At 64.6% G+C, this 18,440-nt stretch carries 12 protein-coding genes; 7 read left to right on the top strand and 5 right to left on the bottom strand.

Annotated features, from left to right (window positions below; translation table 11 throughout):
* The 5 genes from aceE to H7A19_16925 all read left to right on the top strand — a co-directional run.
* Window positions 1-2,307, top strand: a 2,307-nt coding sequence (gene aceE / locus H7A19_16945) for a pyruvate dehydrogenase (acetyl-transferring), homodimeric type (GenBank protein ID MCP5476519.1), incomplete at its 5' end; no start/stop codon positions are given.
* A 105-nt stretch (window positions 2,308-2,412) separates the two neighbouring features.
* Window positions 2,413-4,101 (top strand): sigma 54-interacting transcriptional regulator, encoded by a 1,689-nt coding sequence (locus H7A19_16940; protein MCP5476518.1) that lies wholly within the window; start codon window positions 2,413-2,415, stop codon window positions 4,099-4,101.
* Complete coding sequence (locus tag H7A19_16935) at window positions 4,098-6,557, top strand: serine/threonine protein kinase (protein ID MCP5476517.1); 2,460 nt, start codon at window positions 4,098-4,100, stop codon at window positions 6,555-6,557. The genes H7A19_16940 and H7A19_16935 overlap by 4 nt, the downstream gene beginning before the upstream one ends.
* Window positions 6,558-6,659: 102 nt before the next feature.
* Complete coding sequence (locus tag H7A19_16930) at window positions 6,660-6,878, top strand: hypothetical protein (protein MCP5476516.1); 219 nt, start codon at window positions 6,660-6,662, stop codon at window positions 6,876-6,878.
* Window positions 6,879-6,948: 70 nt separating this feature from the next.
* Window positions 6,949-9,456 carry a diguanylate cyclase gene (locus tag H7A19_16925; GenBank protein ID MCP5476515.1) on the top strand — a complete coding sequence of 836 codons (2,508 nt, stop codon included), beginning with the start codon at window positions 6,949-6,951 and terminating at the stop codon, window positions 9,454-9,456.
* 74 nt (window positions 9,457-9,530) lie between these two features.
* On the opposite strand, the gene H7A19_16920 is transcribed toward H7A19_16925, so the two are convergent.
* Together H7A19_16920 and H7A19_16915 are read right to left on the bottom strand one after the other, a co-directional pair.
* Entirely contained in the window at window positions 9,531-9,971 is a 441-nt protein-coding gene (locus H7A19_16920; protein MCP5476514.1) for a hypothetical protein, read from the bottom strand.
* Window positions 9,968-10,534: a sigma-70 family RNA polymerase sigma factor gene (locus tag H7A19_16915; GenBank protein ID MCP5476513.1), complete on the bottom strand. Its 567-nt coding sequence runs from the start codon at window positions 10,532-10,534 to the stop codon at window positions 9,968-9,970. The genes H7A19_16920 and H7A19_16915 overlap by 4 nt, the downstream gene beginning before the upstream one ends.
* Before the next feature lie 425 nt (window positions 10,535-10,959).
* On the opposite strand from H7A19_16915, the gene H7A19_16910 reads away from it, so the two are divergent.
* Entirely contained in the window at window positions 10,960-11,286 is a 327-nt protein-coding gene (locus H7A19_16910) for a hypothetical protein (protein MCP5476512.1), read from the top strand.
* Window positions 11,287-11,342: 56 nt separating this feature from the next.
* Here H7A19_16910 and H7A19_16905 read toward each other — a convergent pair whose 3' ends face one another.
* Window positions 11,343-12,857 (bottom strand): NADP-dependent isocitrate dehydrogenase, encoded by a 1,515-nt coding sequence (locus H7A19_16905; GenBank protein ID MCP5476511.1) that lies wholly within the window; start codon window positions 12,855-12,857, stop codon window positions 11,343-11,345.
* A 103-nt stretch (window positions 12,858-12,960) separates the two neighbouring features.
* On the opposite strand from H7A19_16905, the gene H7A19_16900 reads away from it, so the two are divergent.
* The gene (locus tag H7A19_16900) at window positions 12,961-13,890 is read left to right on the top strand and encodes a LysR family transcriptional regulator (GenBank protein ID MCP5476510.1); all 930 of its coding nucleotides are present in this window, start codon (window positions 12,961-12,963) and stop codon (window positions 13,888-13,890) included.
* Between the two features lie 379 nt (window positions 13,891-14,269).
* Here the strand turns inward: H7A19_16900 and H7A19_16895 are convergent, their stop codons facing one another.
* Both H7A19_16895 and H7A19_16890 read right to left on the bottom strand, forming a co-directional pair.
* Window positions 14,270-17,401: a glycosyl hydrolase gene (locus tag H7A19_16895; GenBank protein ID MCP5476509.1), complete on the bottom strand. Its 3,132-nt coding sequence runs from the start codon at window positions 17,399-17,401 to the stop codon at window positions 14,270-14,272.
* 196 nt (window positions 17,402-17,597) lie between these two features.
* Window positions 17,598-18,368, bottom strand: coding sequence for a hypothetical protein (locus H7A19_16890; GenBank protein MCP5476508.1), 771 nt, complete (start codon window positions 18,366-18,368; stop codon window positions 17,598-17,600).
* Between the last annotated feature and the right edge of the window lie 72 nt (window positions 18,369-18,440).

The following is an 18,440-nucleotide window of genomic DNA, read 5'->3' as shown; positions in this document are numbered from 1 at the left end:
AACTCGATCTATCAAGCCCGTTTTCTGCGCTATCTGGAGCATCGTGGCCTCGCCGCCACCCAGAACCGCCGGGTCTGGGGCTTCTTCGGCGATGGCGAGATGGATGAGCCCGAATCCATCGGTGCGCTGTCTTTGGCCGCCCGCGAGCGCCTCGACAATCTGACTTTCGTCATCAACTGCAATCTGCAGCGCCTGGACGGCCCGGTGCGCGGCAACAGTCGGATCATCGACGAGCTGGAGGCGCTGTTCGCCGGCGCCGGCTGGAATGTGATCAAGGTGATCTGGGGGTCGGACTGGGATCCGCTGTTCGCACGCGATGTCAGCGGCGAGCTGCTGCGGGCTTTTGCGCAAACGGTTGATGGCCAGTTCCAGACCTTCTCGGCCAACGATGGCGCCTACAACCGCGAGCGCTTCTTCGGCCAGAACGCCGAACTGGCGCGGCTGGTAGCCGATCTCTCCGATGCCGACATCGATCGCCTCAAGCGCGGCGGCCACGATGCCCGCAAGCTGCATGCGGCCTATGCGGCGGCGCTCGCACACAAGGGTCAGCCGACGGTGGTCCTGGCCAAGACCATGAAGGGTTTTGGCATGGGCAAGGCCGGTCAGGGCCGCATGACCACCCATCAGCACAAGAAACTGGATGTCGATGAACTGAAAGCCTTTCGCGACCGCTTCGGCCTGCCGCTTAGCGATGCCGATGTCGAAGCCCTGAAGTTCTACAAACCGGCCGAGGACAGTGCCGAGATGCGCTATCTGCGGGCGCGCCGGCAAACGCTCGGCGGCGAGTTGCCAAGGCGCCGGCAGCAGTCCAGTGCACCCTTGCCGGCACCGGCGGTCGAGTCCTTTGCCCGCTTCGCCCTGGAAGCCGATCAGAAAGCCATGTCGACCACGATGGCGGTGGTGCGCATGCTCGGCAATCTGCTCAAGGACGAGCACATCGGCCAGCGCGTGGTGCCGATCGTGGCCGATGAAGCCCGCACCTTCGGCATGGCCAGCCTGTTCCGTCAGGTTGGCATCTACGCGCCGCTGGGACAGATGTACGAGCCTGAGGATCTGGGCTCGATGCTCTATTACCGCGAGGAAAAAAGCGGCCAGATTCTGGAGGAAGGCATCTCCGAAGCCGGCGCGATCAGTTCCTGGATCGCCGCAGCCACCAGCTACAGCACCCACGATCTGCCGATGCTGCCCTGCTACATCTATTACTCGATGTTCGGCTGGCAGCGCGTCGGTGATCTGATCTGGGCCGCCGCCGATCAGCGCGCCCGCGGTTTCCTGCTCGGCGCCACCAGTGGCCGCACCACCCTCGGTGGCGAAGGACTGCAGCATCAGGACGGCGCCAGCCACCTCGGCTTCGCCACAGTGCCCAACTGCCGCGCCTACGACCCGGCCTTTGCCTACGAGATCGCCATCATCCTGCAGCGCGGCATCGAAGAGATGCTGGCCGAGCAGACCGATGTCTTCTACTACCTCACCGTCGGCAACGAGAACTACGCCCAGCCGTCGATGCCCGAGGGCGTACGCGAGGGGGTGTTGCGGGGCATGTACTTGCTGAAGGCCGTGGAGCCGGGACTCGGGACTCGGGACTCGGGACTCGCCCAAAGCCAGAACGCGCAAGGAGTTGATTTGTCTGCGGATGCTGAGCAGCGGGTTATTGATGTGCTGACTCTGAATCCATCGCTGGCGGATGTCAGCGCTCAGTTCAACGTCACCCGTCAGCGAATTCGAGAAATCGAAGCCAAGGCATTGGCCAAGCTCAAGCGGCCTAGTCCTCGCGTCAAGGCCGAGTCCCGAGTCCCGAGTCCCGAGTCCCGGCTTCAAGTGCAGTTGCTGGCCTCGGGCGCCATTCTGGCGCAGGCGCTGCAGGCCGCCGAGCTGCTGGCGGACTACGGCGTGGAGGCCCAGGTCTGGAGCGTGACCAGCTGGACCGAGTTGCAGCGTGACGGCATCGATTGCGAACGCCGCTCTCGGGTGCAGCTCGACGCCGACCCCGCCCTGCCCTACGTCACTCGACAACTTGGCAACAGTTGGGGGCCGGTCATCGCCGCCAGCGATTATGTGCGAGCGTTGCCCGAACTGATCCGCGCCTTCGTGCCGCGTCGCTACGTCACGCTGGGCACCGACGGCTTCGGGCGCAGCGATACCCGCGCGGGCTTGCGCGACTTCTTCGAGATCGATGCCAGGGCCATCGCCTTCGCTGCGTTGAAAGCACTGACCGATGATGACGAGTATCCGCGGCATGAGCTGCCTGCGGCGGCGACCCGGCTGGGCTGGGCAGAACGAATGGTCGAGGCACCCTGGAAGCGTTGAACGACAGAAGCGCTTGGTGTTCGCGATCGCGAACCGATGCCGTGACCCAGCGGCACCCCTTGCGCATAATTCGCGACACGTGCCGACGAACAGGGCAAGGGGTGGGTGTCGATACGCTACAAACTTGAATGGCTGGATTCGACCCAGCCCAGGCGGGATCTGGCGCCGGGGCGTTATCGCCTCGGCCGCGGCGGCGACAGTGATCTGCTGATCGAAGCGGCTGGGGTTTCCCGCGAGCACGCCGAGCTGGTGGTCTGCGCCGATCGCGGTGTCATCGTGCGTGATCTGGGTTCGACCAACGGCACACGCGTCGATGGTGTGCGGATCGATCACGGCGCCTACAGTGGCGATATCGAGCTGCAACTGGGCAGCGCCCGACTGCGCTTGCGCGAACGCGTGGGTGGTCTGGATCAACTGGCCTTCGTGGTATCCGGTGACGCGCCCGATGCAACAGCGCCGGACCCGCCCGATCCAGCGGCGGATCTGGACACCGCCTTGCATGACCTCGGCCGCGAACTCCAGCAGTCCATCCTGGAATGGTCGGCGCCGCCCGTGCAAGGGCGCGACCTCGGACGATTGCTGCAAGGCTGGGTGGCCGCGCCGGGAATCCGCCAACTACAGTTGCGGCGGGCATCCGATCAGATACTGGTGGCTCAGGCGGGTCTGGGCGATGCCGCCGCGCTGGAGTGCATTGCTCGTACCGAGGCCTTTGAACTGTGGGCTGAGTTGGAATCAGACTTGGCGCGCCGAGCGTTGACACGGCTGGGTGAGGAAATGCTTCGCTGGGCCGCGCCCGCGGCAGCAGTCGATGCTGGCGCCGTGGCTCACAGCACGACGCAACCGGAAGGCTTGCCCAGTGCCGATCCCGACATGTGTGTACTGGTCAAGCAACTGGCGCGAGCCGCGAGAGCCCGTGTGCCCGTGCTGTTGCTCGGGGAAACCGGCGTCGGCAAGGAACTGCTGGCTCGCTGGGTGCATCAGCAATCGCCCCGCGCCGACCGGCCCTTTCTGGCCTTGAACTGCGCGGCGCTGTCGCGTGAACTGCTGGAAGCCGAGCTGTTTGGGGTCGAGCGCGGCGCCGCCACCGGCGTGGAGGCTCGCCCGGGCCTGTTCGAGCGGGCCGATGGCGGCACCCTGTTTCTGGATGAGATCGGCGACACGGCTGCCGACACCCAGGTGCGCCTGCTGCGGGTGCTGGAAGCGGGTGAAGTCTTGCGTGTGGGCGCGAGGGTGCCGACCCGCATCGACGTGCGCGTGATTGCCGCTACCCATCGTGATCTGCCGGCCGATATTGCGGCGGGTCGCTTTCGCCTGGATCTGTTTCATCGCATTGCCGGCTTCAGCGCCCGAGTACCGCCACTGCGTCAGCGCAGTGTCGACATTGCGCCGCTCGCCATCCATTTTTTCCAAGCGGCGCTGGCCCGCCATCAGCGCCATAGTCCAGGCATCACGGCGGCGGCGTTGCTGGCCCTGCAACGCTGGTCCTGGCCCGGCAATGTGCGTGAGCTCAAGCAGGCCATCGAGCACGCCGTGATCGTGCTCGACGAGGGCGAAGCGCTGGATCGCGAGCATCTGCCCGAGGGGATCCGGGGCGAGCCTGCTGCGCTGCCCGATCTGAGCCTGGATGGGGCGGTCGCCCGCGCCGAACGGGAGGCCTTGATCAGCGCTCTGGCGCTCTCGGGTGGCCAGGCCGAGTCGGCCTGGACCCTGCTTGGCATAGGCAAGACCAGCTTTTACAAGAAGCTGAAGGAACACCGCTTGTCGCGTCCGGGCACCGATGGCGAATCACCATGAGCCGCGCGGGTGACACCGATCTGCTGTCGCTGACTGAAGAATTCGAGCGCCAGGCTCGAACGGCGGTGGCGCGGGAGCTGCCGCCGGGAACCCGATTCGGGCGCTACCGCATCGAGCGCCTGCTGGGACGCGGTGGCATGGGCATCGTCTATCTGGCCGAGCAGACCGAGCCGATCCGGCGCACCGTGGCGATCAAGATGGTGCTTCACGCGCATCTCGATCGGCTGGCGAGAGCGCGATTCGATGTCGAGCGGCAGGCCCTGGCGAGTCTGGCTCACCCCGGCGTGGCTCAGCTCTACGACGCCGGAAGCAGCCCCGATGGCACCGCCTACTTCGCCATGGAATACGTGTCGGGTTTGCGCCTGGATCAGTATTGGTCAGCGCACCCACTGGATACGGTGTCGCGGGTGCGCATGCTGCGCGATCTCTGCCGCATCGTCGGTCACGCCCATCGGCGCGGGATTGTCCATTGTGATCTGAAGCCGGCCAATGTGCTGGTGTCCGAGATCGAAGGTGCAGCCCAGCTGCGGGTCATTGATTTTGGCATCGCCCGTGTCACCGGCAGCGATGACGGCGAACAGGCAGGCGGCTCTCCCGGTTTCATGAGTCCGGAACAGGCTCGATCGGATGCCGTCATCGACGCCCGCAGCGACGTCTTTGCGCTGGGCGCGCTGCTGCGACTGGCCGTCAAGGCGCCGATTCGCGGCTGGCTTGCAGAATCAGCGGGCGATCTACCCAGGCTGCTTCAGCGCATCGGCGGTGAGCCTGTCGAAACGCTCTCACCGAGTCGATTGCGCTCGCCACGGATCAACGCGCTGCGCAGTCGCGAACTGGCCTCGGTGATCGATCGCGCACTGGCCATGCAACCCGATGCGCGTTACGCCGATGCCCACGAGCTGGCCGACGATCTGGACCGCTGGTTGCAACGGCAACCGGTGACGTCGATGCCGAACACAGCCGGCTATGCGCTGCGCTGCGGCCTGCGGCGCTATCGCTGGGCACTGAGCATCGTCGCCGCCTTTGTGGCAATGGCCGGGATCTTTGCGGCGCAATTGTACGACCAGTATCGACAGACACTGCTGGAGCGTGACACTGCAGAACAGGTCATCACGTTGCTCATCGATACCTATACGGCTGCTGATCCCGAACAGTATCCCGGCGGCAGCGCCAGTGCCCGCGAGCTGCTGGCCAGTGCCAGCACCCGAGTCGGTGCCCGTGATCTGCCGGCGCCAGTGCGCGTGCGGGTGCTGCTGGCGCTGGGGCGCGCACAGCACAGCCTGGAGCTGTATGACGACGCCCGTCGCAGTTTCGAGCAGGCCCGACAGGCACTCGCGGATAGCGGTACGCTGGAAGCCGACCGCATCGAACTGCTGCAGGCGCGGGTAGAAAGCGACGCCGGCGATTTTTCCGCAGCCGAGCAGCGCGCACAGGAGCTGGCGCAGCGCCATGCCACCGAAGCACCGGCATTTCATGCGGAAGTCCTGCTGTTACTCTCCGACAACGCCTATCTGCAAAGCGACTACGATCAGGCCCAGGCCTACGCCGATCAGGCATCGATCTGGATCGAGAACAGCCAGGACGCTGACCTCCGTCGTCAGCTGGCAACCGTTCGTGCCCGCATCGCCGTGGATCGGGGCGATACCCGGTCCGCCCTGCAACTGCAGCAACAGGCGCTGACACTGGCCCGGGACCTGTGGGGCGACAGTGATCTGCGCACGCTGGACATGCTCAATGATCTGGCCATCCTGGCCAGCCGTGATGGCCAGCATGAGCTGGCACTGTCCACGCTGGAGCGGGTGGCCGAACTCACGGCGGAGATCTGGGGCGGCGACAGCGCCGGACTGGCCACCGTCTACGGCAATCTGGGCGCCAGCGCCTTGCGCGCCGGCGACGCGCAGAGAGCCGAGCGCGAACATCGCCGCGCCCTGGCCATTTTCCAGCAACGCCTGGGCGACTCATCGATGCACACCGGCACCGAACTCAACAATCTGGCAGCAGCGCTGGAGGCGCAGGGTCAGGCCGATGCTGCCCTACCCTACTTCGAGCAAGCCGAGCAGGCACTGGTGGCCGCGCTCGGCGGCGAACACATGCGAGTGGGTGTGACCCTGCACAACCAGGCTCGGGCCTGCCTGGCGTTGGGACAGCTGGAACGTGCGGGCAAACTGCTGGAACGCAGCCGGGCCATCCTGCGACCGGCGTTGGGAGAGGATCATCCCCGCTGGGCCGTGCTGCAAACCACACAAGCCGAATGGCTGCTGCTGAGCGGACAGCCCAAGGAGGCACTGTCCTTGCTGGACGAGGCCGAGCCCAGACTGCGCGAGGCTTTCGGCGCCGACAGTCGCGAATCCAGACGCGCTCGGGAATTGGCTGCACGGGCGCGGGCCGAAACAGCCAGGCAGCCCTTGTCAAGGCCGATCGACAGGGTTTCCGACCCTTTCGAGGGTCATCCCGGCTGACTCAGTCCTGTCTGAATGTGATAGCTTGCTGGTCTCCTGTTTCGGGCGCCCGAACGCACGTCTGGTGCGCCCTCTGAACTGTGATTCTGTCGGGAAACTCTCATGTCCAGTCTCTTGCGTCTGATGAAGCAGCTGGGGGCCGATGCCGCGCTCAGCAACGAGTATCACCGGGATCCGGCAGCGGTCATTCAGCGTTTCGGCCTCAGCGACGAAGAGCGCGACGCGCTGCTGAACAAGGACTACGAGGCGATCAAGCGCCTGACCGGACTGAAGGATGGGCAATTCGCCACCAACAGCACGGTCAGCGCTTACGACAGCTGAGCCTTGCGCGCCTCGGTAGACCGGCATGCGCACATTCGGCGCCCGATGTCTTCCTGTTTTCCGAATAGGCTTGCTGCTGCTGTTCCTGCTCGGCTCGGGTCTGGTCAGTAGTGCCGCTGCGCAAACCCTGGAGCAGCGCGTCGCAGCGATCGAACTCAGCAACCGGACTGAGCCCTGGCAGGTTTCGGCCGATCTGATCCAGGCACTGGAGCCTGTTCGTTCCAGTCTGAATGACGATCTGCGCTTCCGCATCGAACTGGTGGAAGCACGCAACCATGCCCTGGAGGGCGATTACGCCAGTGGGCTGGCGATGATCGAGTCCATGTTGAAACGCCAGGTGCCACCGGACCTACGGATCCGCGCGCTCACGCTGGCGGTCAACATGACCACTAATGTCAGCGAGTATCCACGCGCCTTTGCCTGGCTGGCCGAAGGCCTCGCACTGCTCGATCAGATCGATACGCCGCAGCCGCGAATGCTGGGCATGGCCTCGTATCTGTATCTGCGCGCCGGTGAAGAGCGTCTGGCCATGGATTACGCAGAACAGGCGCTGCAGGCCGCACGTACCGGCGGCATCCATCGGGATGTTTGCATTGCCCTGTCTGATTACGCCAAGGCGCTGGACGAGATCGGTCACACTGCCCAGGCCGAGTCGACCAGTCGCGAGCAGATCGACGTCTGCAATCTCGCCAAGGACCCGGTGTTCGTGGCCGATGGTCACAAGGGGGTCGGCAAGTCACTGTTGGCACAACAGCGCTATGCCCATGCGATTCCCTGGCTGACCGATGCGCGGGCGCAGTTTGCTGCAGCCGGATTCACCAGCGGTTTTCTTGAAACCGGCATCCTGCTGGCCCAGGCCATGCTGGAGTCGGGCGGATCGCTGGATGCAGCCCGGAACCTTCTGGATGAGGCCTTGCCGACTTTCGAAGCCCAGCAGGCCAGAGACAATCTCGAAGCTGCGAGACGGCTGCTGAGTGAGATCCTGGAGCGCAAGGGCGACGCCTCCGGTGCACTCGAGCAACTGCGGCTGGCGCAATCGGCGCACGAATACCTCGATCAGAACGCTCGCGAACGGCGCATGGCCTTCCTGCAGATGCAGTTCGACACGCAGCTGAAAGAGAAGCAGATCTCGGCCCTGCAGGGTGAGAAGGCGCTTCAGGCTGCGGAGATTGCGGCGCGCTCGCGGACCCAGTGGCTGCAGGGTCTGGGGCTCTTGTGCCTGGTGCTGGTGACAGCATTGCTGGTCTCCTGGCTGGCGCGCACGCTGATCGAGCGTCGGCGCTATCGTGAGTTGTCGGAACACGACGGACTGACCGGCCTCTACAACCACCAGAGCACGGTGCGCTTTGGCCGCCAATTGCTGGCGCGCTGCCAGCAGGAGACGGCTCCTTTTGCAGCCATCGTCGCCGATATCGACTACTTCAAGCAGATCAACGATCGCTACGGCCATGCGGCCGGCGATAGCGTGCTGCGTGCCTTTGGCGAGCTGTTGCGCACGGTGTTTCCGCAGCAGGCCATCGTAGGCCGCAGCGGCGGAGAAGAGTTCACCATGCTGATCCGTGGCAGTGCCGAACAGGCCCGTTTCCTGATCGAAGACCTGCGCCGACGAATCGTGCCAATCGTCTTTGAAGGGCAACACGTCGATTACAGCCTGAGCTACGGGTTGAGCGCCACCAGCGAGTCCAGCTTGTCGCTGGAGACCGTGCTGCGCAGCGCGGACACGGCGCTCTACCAGGCCAAGCGCAGTGGACGTAACCGCGTCGTGGATTCCTCCCAGGTCTCAGCGCTGGACAAGGTGGAGTCCGGGCTGGTGGTGGTGGGCAGCGGCATCCAGCTGGGACGACATCTCAGTTCGCGCTGCCTGTCGGAAATACAGGAGGCCGAGCGCGTGCTGGTACTGACCGATGGCGCTGCCTTCGGAATGATTGCCGAACAGCGCCCGGATCTGATCGACCTGCGCGTGCACTATGCCGAGGGCAAGGACCGGCGTCAGACCTACCGGGAGATGGAAGCGGCCATCCTCGCCGAGGTACATGCCGGGAAGCGCGTCTGCGCCGTGTTCTATGGCCATCCAGGCGTATTCGCTGACGTTCCGCATGCCGTGATCCGCAAGGCCCGCGAAGCCGGTTTCCGGGCCCGCATGGAACCGGGCATCTCGGCCGAAGCCTGTCTGTACGCCGATCTGGGCATAGACCCTGGACGCAGCGGCGTGCAGTCAGTCGAGGCCACCCAGTTCCTGCTCGAAGACCGGCAGGTCGACACTCGCAGCCTGCTGCTGCTGTGGCAGGTAGCGCTCACCGGCGATACCGCCTGCACCCGCTTCCATGCCGAGCCCGAGGAAATCCAGAAACTGGTCGAGCGCCTGCTGCAGGACTACCCGGCAGACCATGAAGTGATTCTCTACGAGGCGGCGCGCCTGTCGGTGGAGCCCTTCCGGGCCGACCGACTGCCGCTGGCCGATCTGGCCCGCGCCCGCTTTGAGGAATACACCACGCTGGTGATTCCGCCCTGCGCCCGGCGCCAGCCGGATCCAACGGCGCAATTGCTGGCGACGCTACGGCAACAGGAAAAGCCCTGACCCGAAGCAGATCACCCAAGGCAAGAACACATCGGACTTGAGGGCCTGGGACGCCGGCCCATCAAGGTGCGGGGTCAGCGCCGATAGACGGCGCGATCGAGCCCGCTGGCAGCTGCGAGCGCGAGCACCGTCGCCCACAACCACGGGCTGCCCAGCCAGGTTTCCAGGCTGGACAAGGATTGCCAGGCGCCATGGGCCAGCGAGGGGCTGTGGAGCAGATCCGGTGCGGCATAGACCAGAGCGCACACCAGCGCAATCAGACCGGCGATGCGCAACAGCCAGCGCTCGATGGCTTCATCGACCTCCTGTTCGCGGACACGGCTGACGACTGCTGTGGCGAAATCTGCCGGTAGCTCCAGGCGCTTCCTCTGGCGTGCGCCGCGGTCGATGACCCGGTAGAGATGGCCCCGGGCATCCTCGGAGGCATCGGCGGTGGCCCGTTCGGCCTGCCGCGCCTGCTCCTGTGCCTCCCATTCGGCCTGCTGTTCGGCGGTCCAGTTCACCCTGTGTGTCATGCCGCGACTCCTATTGCCAGCTCCAGGCGCTCGCGTAGACGACGCCGCGCCCGGAACAGACTGTTCTTCACCGTGCCCTCGGGCTGACCGGTGATCTGGCTGATCTCGGCGATGCCGAGTTCTTCGAAATGATAAAGCTCGATCAGGGTGCGCTGCAGCGGCGGCAAGGCATCCAGCTCGCGGCTGACACAGGCCATCAGGTCCGCATCGCTGCAGGCTTCGGCCAGATCGAAGGCGTCACTGACCCGATCGAGTGCGGCGTCGTCCTCGTGGCCAGGCAGCGCTTCATCCATGGGCAGGCGCTTGCGCTGCAGATGACGGGTCGCGATCGAGAACGCGATCCGGCCTATCCAGGTGGCCAGCGAGCTCTCGAAACGATATTGCTCGAGCTTCTGATGCACGCGCAGGAACACTTCCTGACTGAGTTCGCGGGTGTCTTCCGGATGCCGGACCATGCGTTCGAGCAGATGCCAGACCAGACCCTGATGGGCACGCACCAGGCGCTCGAAAGCGCCTGGCTGTCGCGCCAGCACGGCCTGAACCAGCAGTGGGTCGGTACTCATGAGGGGTTGGAGACACCCGCAACGAGATCGGTTGCACCTCAGTCTGGCATGGAAGTCCCGGATCGGTGCGCCTTGCGGCTGGTCCCACCTCTTCCTGTGGGAGCGGCTTCAGCCGCGATCGCTTCTGCCTTGCTGCGTGCGGGTTCTGTTGGTGGCTGAAGCTGGTCTCTCACCAAACATGCGCGAACTCATTGCTTCATAAGTCTTGAATAGAAGGGGCAGGGGGCAGGGGTCCAAGCTCGACGCATGATCTGACCGTGCCGTGACGTGGGTCCCCTGCCCCCTGCCCCTTGCCCCCGTTTGTTGCGCGAATATGCGCACCGCCGGGGCGACCGGAACTTCCACAGGGGCCATGCAACCGAACCCGCACTCGCTGTCTCTATCCGGGCAAAGGGCAATACCGCCCGCTGCTCAGGAGTACCGCTGTGGATCTAGGCCCGTTGATTCCGATCACCTTGTTCGTGTGTGTGGTCGTAGCCATCAAGATCGTCATGGACGGACGAGTGCGCCGCCGCCTGGCGGAGTCAGGCGCCTCGGAAGACCTGGTTCGCACCATGCTCGCCGCCGACGAGCAGAACCGGAAAGTGTCCTCGTTGAAATGGGGCCTGGTGCTGGTGCTGGTCGGTATCGCCTTCGGACTGATCGATCTGTTCAATCTGGGTCCGAACGACCCTGCCGCCTTCGGCATCGTCATTGCCGCGGCGGGCCTGGGCATGCTCGGCTTTCATGGCCTGGCCAATCGGGCGCGCTGAGATCGCGCCGTGGCAGGCGACCCGGCGGCCACGGCCGCCGGGCGCGTAGCGATGGATTACTGTCCCTGCGCCTGGGCGTAGCCGGCGACGCCATCGAAGTTGAACAGATGTTCGGTCTTGATGACATCAATGCCGGCATCGGCCATGCGCTGCAGCAGAGCCACCTTGTGGCCCAGCGTCAGCGGGTCCTGACCCTCGCGCGCTAGAAAGCGACAACGCCAGTGATCGGTGCAGAAGGTCTCGGCGTGTCCCTGCGGCCACACCTTGACCCCGCGATTGGTGATCAGCTGCAGCGACAGCTGTTCGGTATCAGTGGCTTGCAGCTGTGCTGCCAGATCGTCCGGCGCGATGTCGGCGGCGTGGACGAAGATATCGATGCCTACCCGGGTCTTGTGCTGCGCCGGCCTGCGCACGTACAGCGGGCGGCGCGGCTCGGCAGCGGCCGGTACATCGGCGTATTTCACCGACGCCAGCTGGGTCGGCTGTTGTCCCAGTCGGGCGATCACGGCCTCGGCAAAAGCGGCGGTGCCGACCTTGCTGCGGGTGTTCGCGGAAGCAATGTCGGCGGTGTGGATGCCATCCTCCAGCGTCCGCAGCCAGGCATTGTGGATACGCTCGGCCACGTCGTTCTGACGCAGCTGCACCAGCATCATCACCGCGGCCAGCAGCAGGCCGCCCGGATTGGCGATGCCCTGCCCGGCGATGTCCGGGGCGCTGCCGTGGATGGCTTCGAACATGGCGCCGTGCTCGCCGATGTTGGCGCTGCCGGCCAGGCCGACGCTGCCGGTCATCTCGGCGGCGATGTCGCTCAGGATGTCGCCGTAGAGGTTGGGCATGACAATCACATCGAAGCGTTCCGGCCGGGTTGCCAGTCGGGCCGCGCCGATGTCGATGATGTAGCGCTCACGCTGGATGTCCGGATACTCGGCGCCGATCTCCTCGAACACGCGTGCAAACAGGCCGTCGGTCATCTTCATGATGTTGTCCTTCACCATGCACGTGACCTTGCGCCGGCCGTACTGGCGGGCGTACTCGAAGGCGTGGCGGACGATCTTCTCGCAGCCCGGGCGGGTGATCAGCTTCAGGCACTGGTAGACCTCGTCGGTCTGGCGATGCTCGATGCCGGCGTACAGGTCTTCCTCGTTCTCGCGCACGATCACCACATCCATGCGCGGATGCAGCGTGGCCACGAAGGGCGCGTAGCTGATGCAGGGACGGACATTGGCGTACAGGCCTAGGGTCTTGCGCAGGGTCACGTTGAGGCTCTTGTAGCCACCGCCCGAGGGCGTGGTGATCGGCCCCTTCAGCAGCACACCGGTGCGGCGCAGGCTGGCCCAGGCGGCGTCATCGATGCCCGCGGCATGACCGCGCAGGTAGGTGGCTTCGCCGATCTCGATGAACTCCGGGGCGATGCGCGCCCCGGCCGCGCTGAGAATGGCCAGGGTGGCCTGCATGATCTCGGGGCCGATGCCGTCGCCGGGCGCGACCGTGATCGGTGTCAGCACCGGGTTTTCCGATACTGCTTGCGAGACGCTGCTGTCCAGCCATTCCGGCGAGTTGACCTGATCCATTTCCATGCTCGTGTCCATCCTGGTGCGGAGATGGGCGAAAACTAGGCAATCCCGGTGCATTTGGGAAATACTTGTATTTGATTCCATCGATAGTTTTTTATCTATGCCAACACCCCTGCGTCGATTGCTGCGCATCACCCCGCAACAGCTGCGCGCCTTCGAAACCACGGCACGTCTGCTGTCGGTGACCCGGGCGGCCGAGGCCATGCACCTCAGCCAACCCACGGTCAGCGTGCAGCTCAAGGAACTGGCCGGCGCCATCGGCGAACCGCTGTTCGAGTACTCCGGGCGCAAGCTGCGCCTAACCCAGACTGGCGAGACCCTGCAGCACACGGTCGCCGAGCTGATCGACTGCTGGCAGCGCTTCGAAGCCAACCTCAACGAGCAGCGTGGGCTGGTGCGCGGACATCTGCGCATTGCCGCCGTGACCACGGCCGAATACTTCGTGCCGGATCTGATCGGGCCCTTCGCCGCCGCCCATCCCGGCGTGGAGTTCGAGCTGAGCATCGAAAATCGTGACCGCGTGGTCCAGCGCCTGCAACAGCGCAGCGACGATCTGGTGGTGATGATGCTGCCGCCACAGGATCTGCCACTGCGCTCCCTGCCCTTTCTCGACAATCCGCTGATCGTGGTCGCCGGCAGCAGCCATCCTCTCGCAGGCAAACGCCTGAAGCTGGCTGATCTGGCCGGGGAACGCTGGCTGATGCGCGAGGCCGGCAGCGGCACCCGTCGTGTGGCCGAGCAGCATTTCGCCGACGCCGGCTTCAAGCCGAAGATTGCCATGAGCCTGGGCAGCAATGAGGCGATCAAGCATTCGGTCGCCGCTGGCCTCGGCATCGCCGTAATTTCCCGGCTGGCGCTGAGCCAGTCCGGCCAGAGCGATCTGGCCGCCGCAGGACTCATCGAACTTGAGGTACGCGGTTTTCCGATCGAACGCCGCTGGTCACTGGTCTGGCGCAGTGACCACCCGCTGTCGGCCACAGCCCGGCGTTTTGTCAGCTATCTGCAGGACACGCCGCAGCCAAACCCGTAGGTCACGTTGGCCGCGCCAGCGGGCTACGTGACGCCGGCCAACATTCGCGAAAACCATCCATCAAGGCCGATCCAAGCAGAAGCGGGACGCGAAGTACGCAAAGGAAAAGCAGAAAGGACACCAAGAGAAACCGAGAGCTGTGTGTTCTTCTCTGCGTTCTCTGCGCCGCTCTGCGTTCTCCGCGTTCAAGCTCTGGCCTGGCAGCCTCGGGGCGTTCCCCACCTGCGAGGTCATCGCGGTGGGCGGTCGCGACGCAAGGTCGCTCCTACCAGTGCTTTCGCGGCTCTTTGCGTTCAAGCTCTGGCCATGGACACCCCAGCCGCGAGTTCATCGCGGCTGACGGTCGCGACGCGAGGTCGCTCCTACGCGAGCTGGGGGCTCAATGCAGCACGTGGCTGAGGCAAACTTCGCAGCTGAACCAGCGCCTGGCGACGCTGGCGGGGCCGCTGCCTGATTCCTTGGCCTCCCAGCCAGCGCGGTCCAAGGCCTTGAGGGCCTCGCCACCGGCTTTCTCCACGGCGCTGTTGACGGCGGTCAGTTCGGCCAGCAGCTGATCACGATCGGCCATGCGCGCCGCCAGCTCGGCCTGCACGTTCTTGTGCATCTGCTGCTGGCTGGCGCTGGGTCGACCGTCATAGCCAACGACCGCGCCGTAGAGCTCGCCCATGCGCTCGCGTAGCTGTTCCTCACCGCTGACATAGCCGCCATCGGTATCGCTGGCGGCGAGTTTCTTGCGCAGCGCCGACAGCTTGTCCGCGAAACTGGTCAGCGACTTGGGCGTCTTGTTGCCGAGCGCCTTGTTGCGTGCCTCGATCTGCGTGTTCAGATCAGCCAGCTGATCGGCGACAAAGGTCAGATCGGCCAGTTCGCCGTGCAGCGCCAGCGCCAGTTCGCGCTGGGCCGTGCGATCTTCGGCACTGTGCGGTGAGCGCGGATCGGCTGCCAGCGTCACCTTGCCTTCGGCCGTCTGCTTGCCGCGGGTGAGCACATAGCGATAGTCGCCCTCGGGCAGGCGCGGACCGACAAAGGCCTGCACCAGCTGGGTCGATGGCGGCAACTTCGGCGCCTTCAGGCGCATCGGCCACTCGATCCGAACCACGCCGCGACGCTTGTCCACCGGCAAGGTGGTGATCAGCTTGTCCTTGCTGTCGAAGACTTCCAGCTTGGAGTCACCGAACATATGCCGCTTGGCCGCATAGAAGCTGATCACGGCGACATCTGGCAGGCTCTGGCCGGCATATTCATCGTCGCCACCAAAATCCTGCAGGCCGCCACCAATGGTCTGGATACCGGCCCGCGACGGCAGCAGCGCCAGATCCTGCTTCAGCACCTCGGCGTTCAATGCCCGCAGCGGGCTGAGGTCGTCGATGATGTAGATGCCGCGACCGTGAGTGGCGATGATCAAATCGTTTTCGCGCGGATGCAGGTACAGATCGTGCACCGCCACGCGCGGCAGATTCTCGGCAAAGCGTGCCCAGTGGGCGCCGCCGTCAATGGAAATGAACAGGCCGAACTCGGTGCCCAGATACAACAGATCCGCCTGCACCGGATCCTGCTCGATCACCCAGGCATAGCCGTCGACGCCGGCCAGATTCACCGGCGCGAAACTGGCACCGAAATCGCGGGTGACCAGCAGATAGGGCTTCATGTCGCCGCGACGATGATCGTCGATGGTGACGAAAGCGGTACCCTCGTCATGCGGCGAAGCCTCGATGCGCGACACCCAGGCCCCCTTGGGCGTGCTCTTCAGCCGGGCCGTGAGATTGGTCCAGCTGCGGCCGCCATCGCGGGTCAGCTGCACATTGCCGTCATCGGTGCCCACCCAGATGGTGTCCGGGTTCTTCGGCGACTCGGCAATGGTGTAGAGGGTGGTGTTGTTCTCGGCGGACGAATTGTCACGGCTGAGACCGCCGGAGGTGGCCTGGCGCTGCAGCTGCGGATTGTTGGTGGTCAGATCCGGTGAGATTCGGGTCCAGCTGTCGCCGCGATCGGTGGATACATGCAAGTACTGGGACCCGGTATAAAGCTTGCCGCTGGGTGCCAGCACGGTGGGCGTGTTCCAGTTGAAGCGCAGCTTGTCTTCGCCTTCTCCGCGAGCCGGCTCGATGCGCTTGATCTCGCCCAGCGTGCGATTGACGCGCAACAGCTTGCCGCCCTGGTATTGGCTGAACACGGTATCGGGATCGCTAGGATCCGGCCAGGCCCAGAAGCCGTCGCCCATGCCGACGCTGTCCCAATCGCGATTGCGAATGCCCGAGGCGCTGCGGCTGGGCGCGGTCCACGAGCCATTGTCCTGCAGGCCGCCGTAGACTTGGTACGGCTGCGCCATATCGGCGCTGACATGGTAGAACTGGCTCACCGGCAGATTGCGGAACTGGCTCCACTTGGCGCCCTGATTCATCGAGACGTAGACGCCGCCATCGGTGCCCAGCAGCAACTGCTGTGGCAGCTTCGGGTTGATCCACAGCGCGTGGTGATCGGGGTGTACCGAGCCGCCAAAGCTCATGCTGTTGAAGGTCTTGCCGCCATCGGTGGAGACCGTGGTCACGAAGGCCGGGCGGTAGATGCGATCGGCATCGACCGGATCGACCACGATCTCGCCGAAGTAGAAGGGCCGCATCTGCACATTGGTGCTGGAATTGGTCTCGGCCCAGGTGTTGCCCATGTCGTCCGAGCGATACAGCGCGGTCTTCTTGGCCTCGACCAGCGCATAGACCACATTGGATTTGCTCGGTGCCACCGCCAGTGCGATGCGACCTTTCTCGGTGGTTGGCAAGCCGCTTTCGGCCTTGGCCCAGCTGCTGCCGCCATCAAAGCTGCGATACAGCCCACTGCCCTTGCCCCCGGAGCGGAAGAAATCAGGTGAACGCCTGAGGCTCCACATGCCCGCGTACAGCACATTGGGATTGCGCGGATCGATGGCGAGGTCCGAGCAGCCGGTTTCGGTGTCGACGTACAGCACCTTCTCGAAGCTGGCACCGCCGTCGCGCGAGCGATAGACGCCGCGTTCGGCCGAATCACTCCACAGCGCCCCGGTGACGCACACGAACACATTCTTGCTGTTGTTCTGGTCGACCACGATCTCGGCGATACGCTCCGATTTCTCCAGACCCACCCGCTTGAAACTCTCGCCGCCGTCGATGCTCTGATACAGCCCATCGCCCACCGACACGGTGTTGCGCACATTGGTTTCGCCGGTGCCTACCCAGACGGTCTTGGGGTTGCTTGGGTCAATGCGGATGGCACCGATGCTCTGGATATGGTCATCGAACACCGGCTTGAAGGTGGTGCCGCCGTCGGTGGAACGCCAGACGCCGCCGGAGGCCGCGCCGACGAAGATCGTCTGAGGGAACTGCGCGCTGGCATCGATGGCGCTGATGCGGCCGCTGGTGTGCGCCGTGCCGATGCTGCGCGCGCGCAGTCCACCGAAGACGCTGGAATCGGGCGCGGTCTGGGCCGCGATTTCGCCACTGGCAAGGGTGGCCAGAAGCAACAGGGGAAGTGTGCGCATCAGCGATCTCCGGGGGCTGGCCGCTGTCGCGGCCATGCCGATGTGGAAGAGCAGACTCGAATCAGCCAAAGCCTGGATCGGAACACAGGCGTCATTGCGAGCGCAGCGTAGATTGGGCCAAGCGCAGCGTGCCCAACGTTGGGCACGGCTTGCGGCCTTAGCCCAACCTACCCCGGCCCATGACGCCGCAATCAGCCTACTTGGCCGCCTCAACCTTGGCCTTCGGCGCCGGCTGGGTGAAGCGGTCGGCCGCCAGATCGACGTTGACGTCGATCTTGGTGAACTGCATTTCCTGCTTCATCTCGCCCATCGGGCCGGTCATGACGTTGGTGATCGAGTACGGCACCATGGTGCCCGCGACCTCTTTGTAGTCGCCGAGAATGGCACTGCCCGCGACTTCCTGACCCTGCATCTTGACCACGCTCTCGGTCTTGATCACCAGAAAGTACTCGGTGTCAATGTAGTTGGTTTCTTCGGTGCCATCGGCGCGGGTGACCTTGACCTTGTAGGCCGGGGTGCCATCGACATCGACCACGCCCTGCAGCTCGACCTTGTGACCCTTGGACTTGTAGTCGACCAGCGCACCGTCGATATCGGCCTGATTCTTGAACTGGGTCAGCTCATCGCTGCCCATCGGCTCCGGATCGAGCTTGCCCATCATCGGCATGATCTGCCAGCCATTGGTGCCGTCGAAGGCCTGGCTGGCCTGCATGCCCTGGAAGCTGAAATCGATGCGCATGGAATTCGGCCGCTTCATTTCGGCGACGAAAGGCATCTGCATCGGGCCCATGGTCATCGTGCCCTCGGCACGCGTGGTCTTGATGGCCTTGAGCACGTCCATGCCACCACGCGCTTCGATGTGCTTGGCAATGACCGCATCAACATCGGTCAGATCGTCGGCGTACACGAAACTCGACGCGCCAAACACGGCCAGGCCCAGCATCAGGGAAGACAGAGACAATTTCATCGCACACCTCGGGGGTTTGGGTTGCCGGCACTATGCAGAGAATGCCGCTTCGCACCATGTGCCAGAGGATGG

The organism is Rhodanobacteraceae bacterium, assembly GCA_024234055.1.
Classification (GTDB): Bacteria; Pseudomonadota; Gammaproteobacteria; order Xanthomonadales; family SZUA-5; genus JADKFD01.
Note: the sequence above shows the minus strand (reverse complement) of the source record. Positions and strands in the feature narration are given on the sequence as shown.

Coding starts and splice junctions, on each gene's coding strand:
- H7A19_16915 (MCP5476513.1), bottom strand. CDS start 10,534: ATGAGTACCGACCCACTGCTGGTTCAGGCCGTGCTGGCGCGACAGCCA.
- H7A19_16900 (MCP5476510.1), top strand. CDS start 12,961: ATGCCAACACCCCTGCGTCGATTGCTGCGCATCACCCCGCAACAGCTG.
- H7A19_16920 (MCP5476514.1), bottom strand. CDS start 9,971: ATGACACACAGGGTGAACTGGACCGCCGAACAGCAGGCCGAATGGGAG.
- H7A19_16935 (MCP5476517.1), top strand. CDS start 4,098: ATGAGCCGCGCGGGTGACACCGATCTGCTGTCGCTGACTGAAGAATTC.
- H7A19_16905 (MCP5476511.1), bottom strand. CDS start 12,857: ATGGATCAGGTCAACTCGCCGGAATGGCTGGACAGCAGCGTCTCGCAA.
- H7A19_16930 (MCP5476516.1), top strand. CDS start 6,660: ATGTCCAGTCTCTTGCGTCTGATGAAGCAGCTGGGGGCCGATGCCGCG.
- H7A19_16890 (MCP5476508.1), bottom strand. CDS start 18,368: ATGAAATTGTCTCTGTCTTCCCTGATGCTGGGCCTGGCCGTGTTTGGC.
- H7A19_16895 (MCP5476509.1), bottom strand. CDS start 17,401: ATGCGCACACTTCCCCTGTTGCTTCTGGCCACCCTTGCCAGTGGCGAA.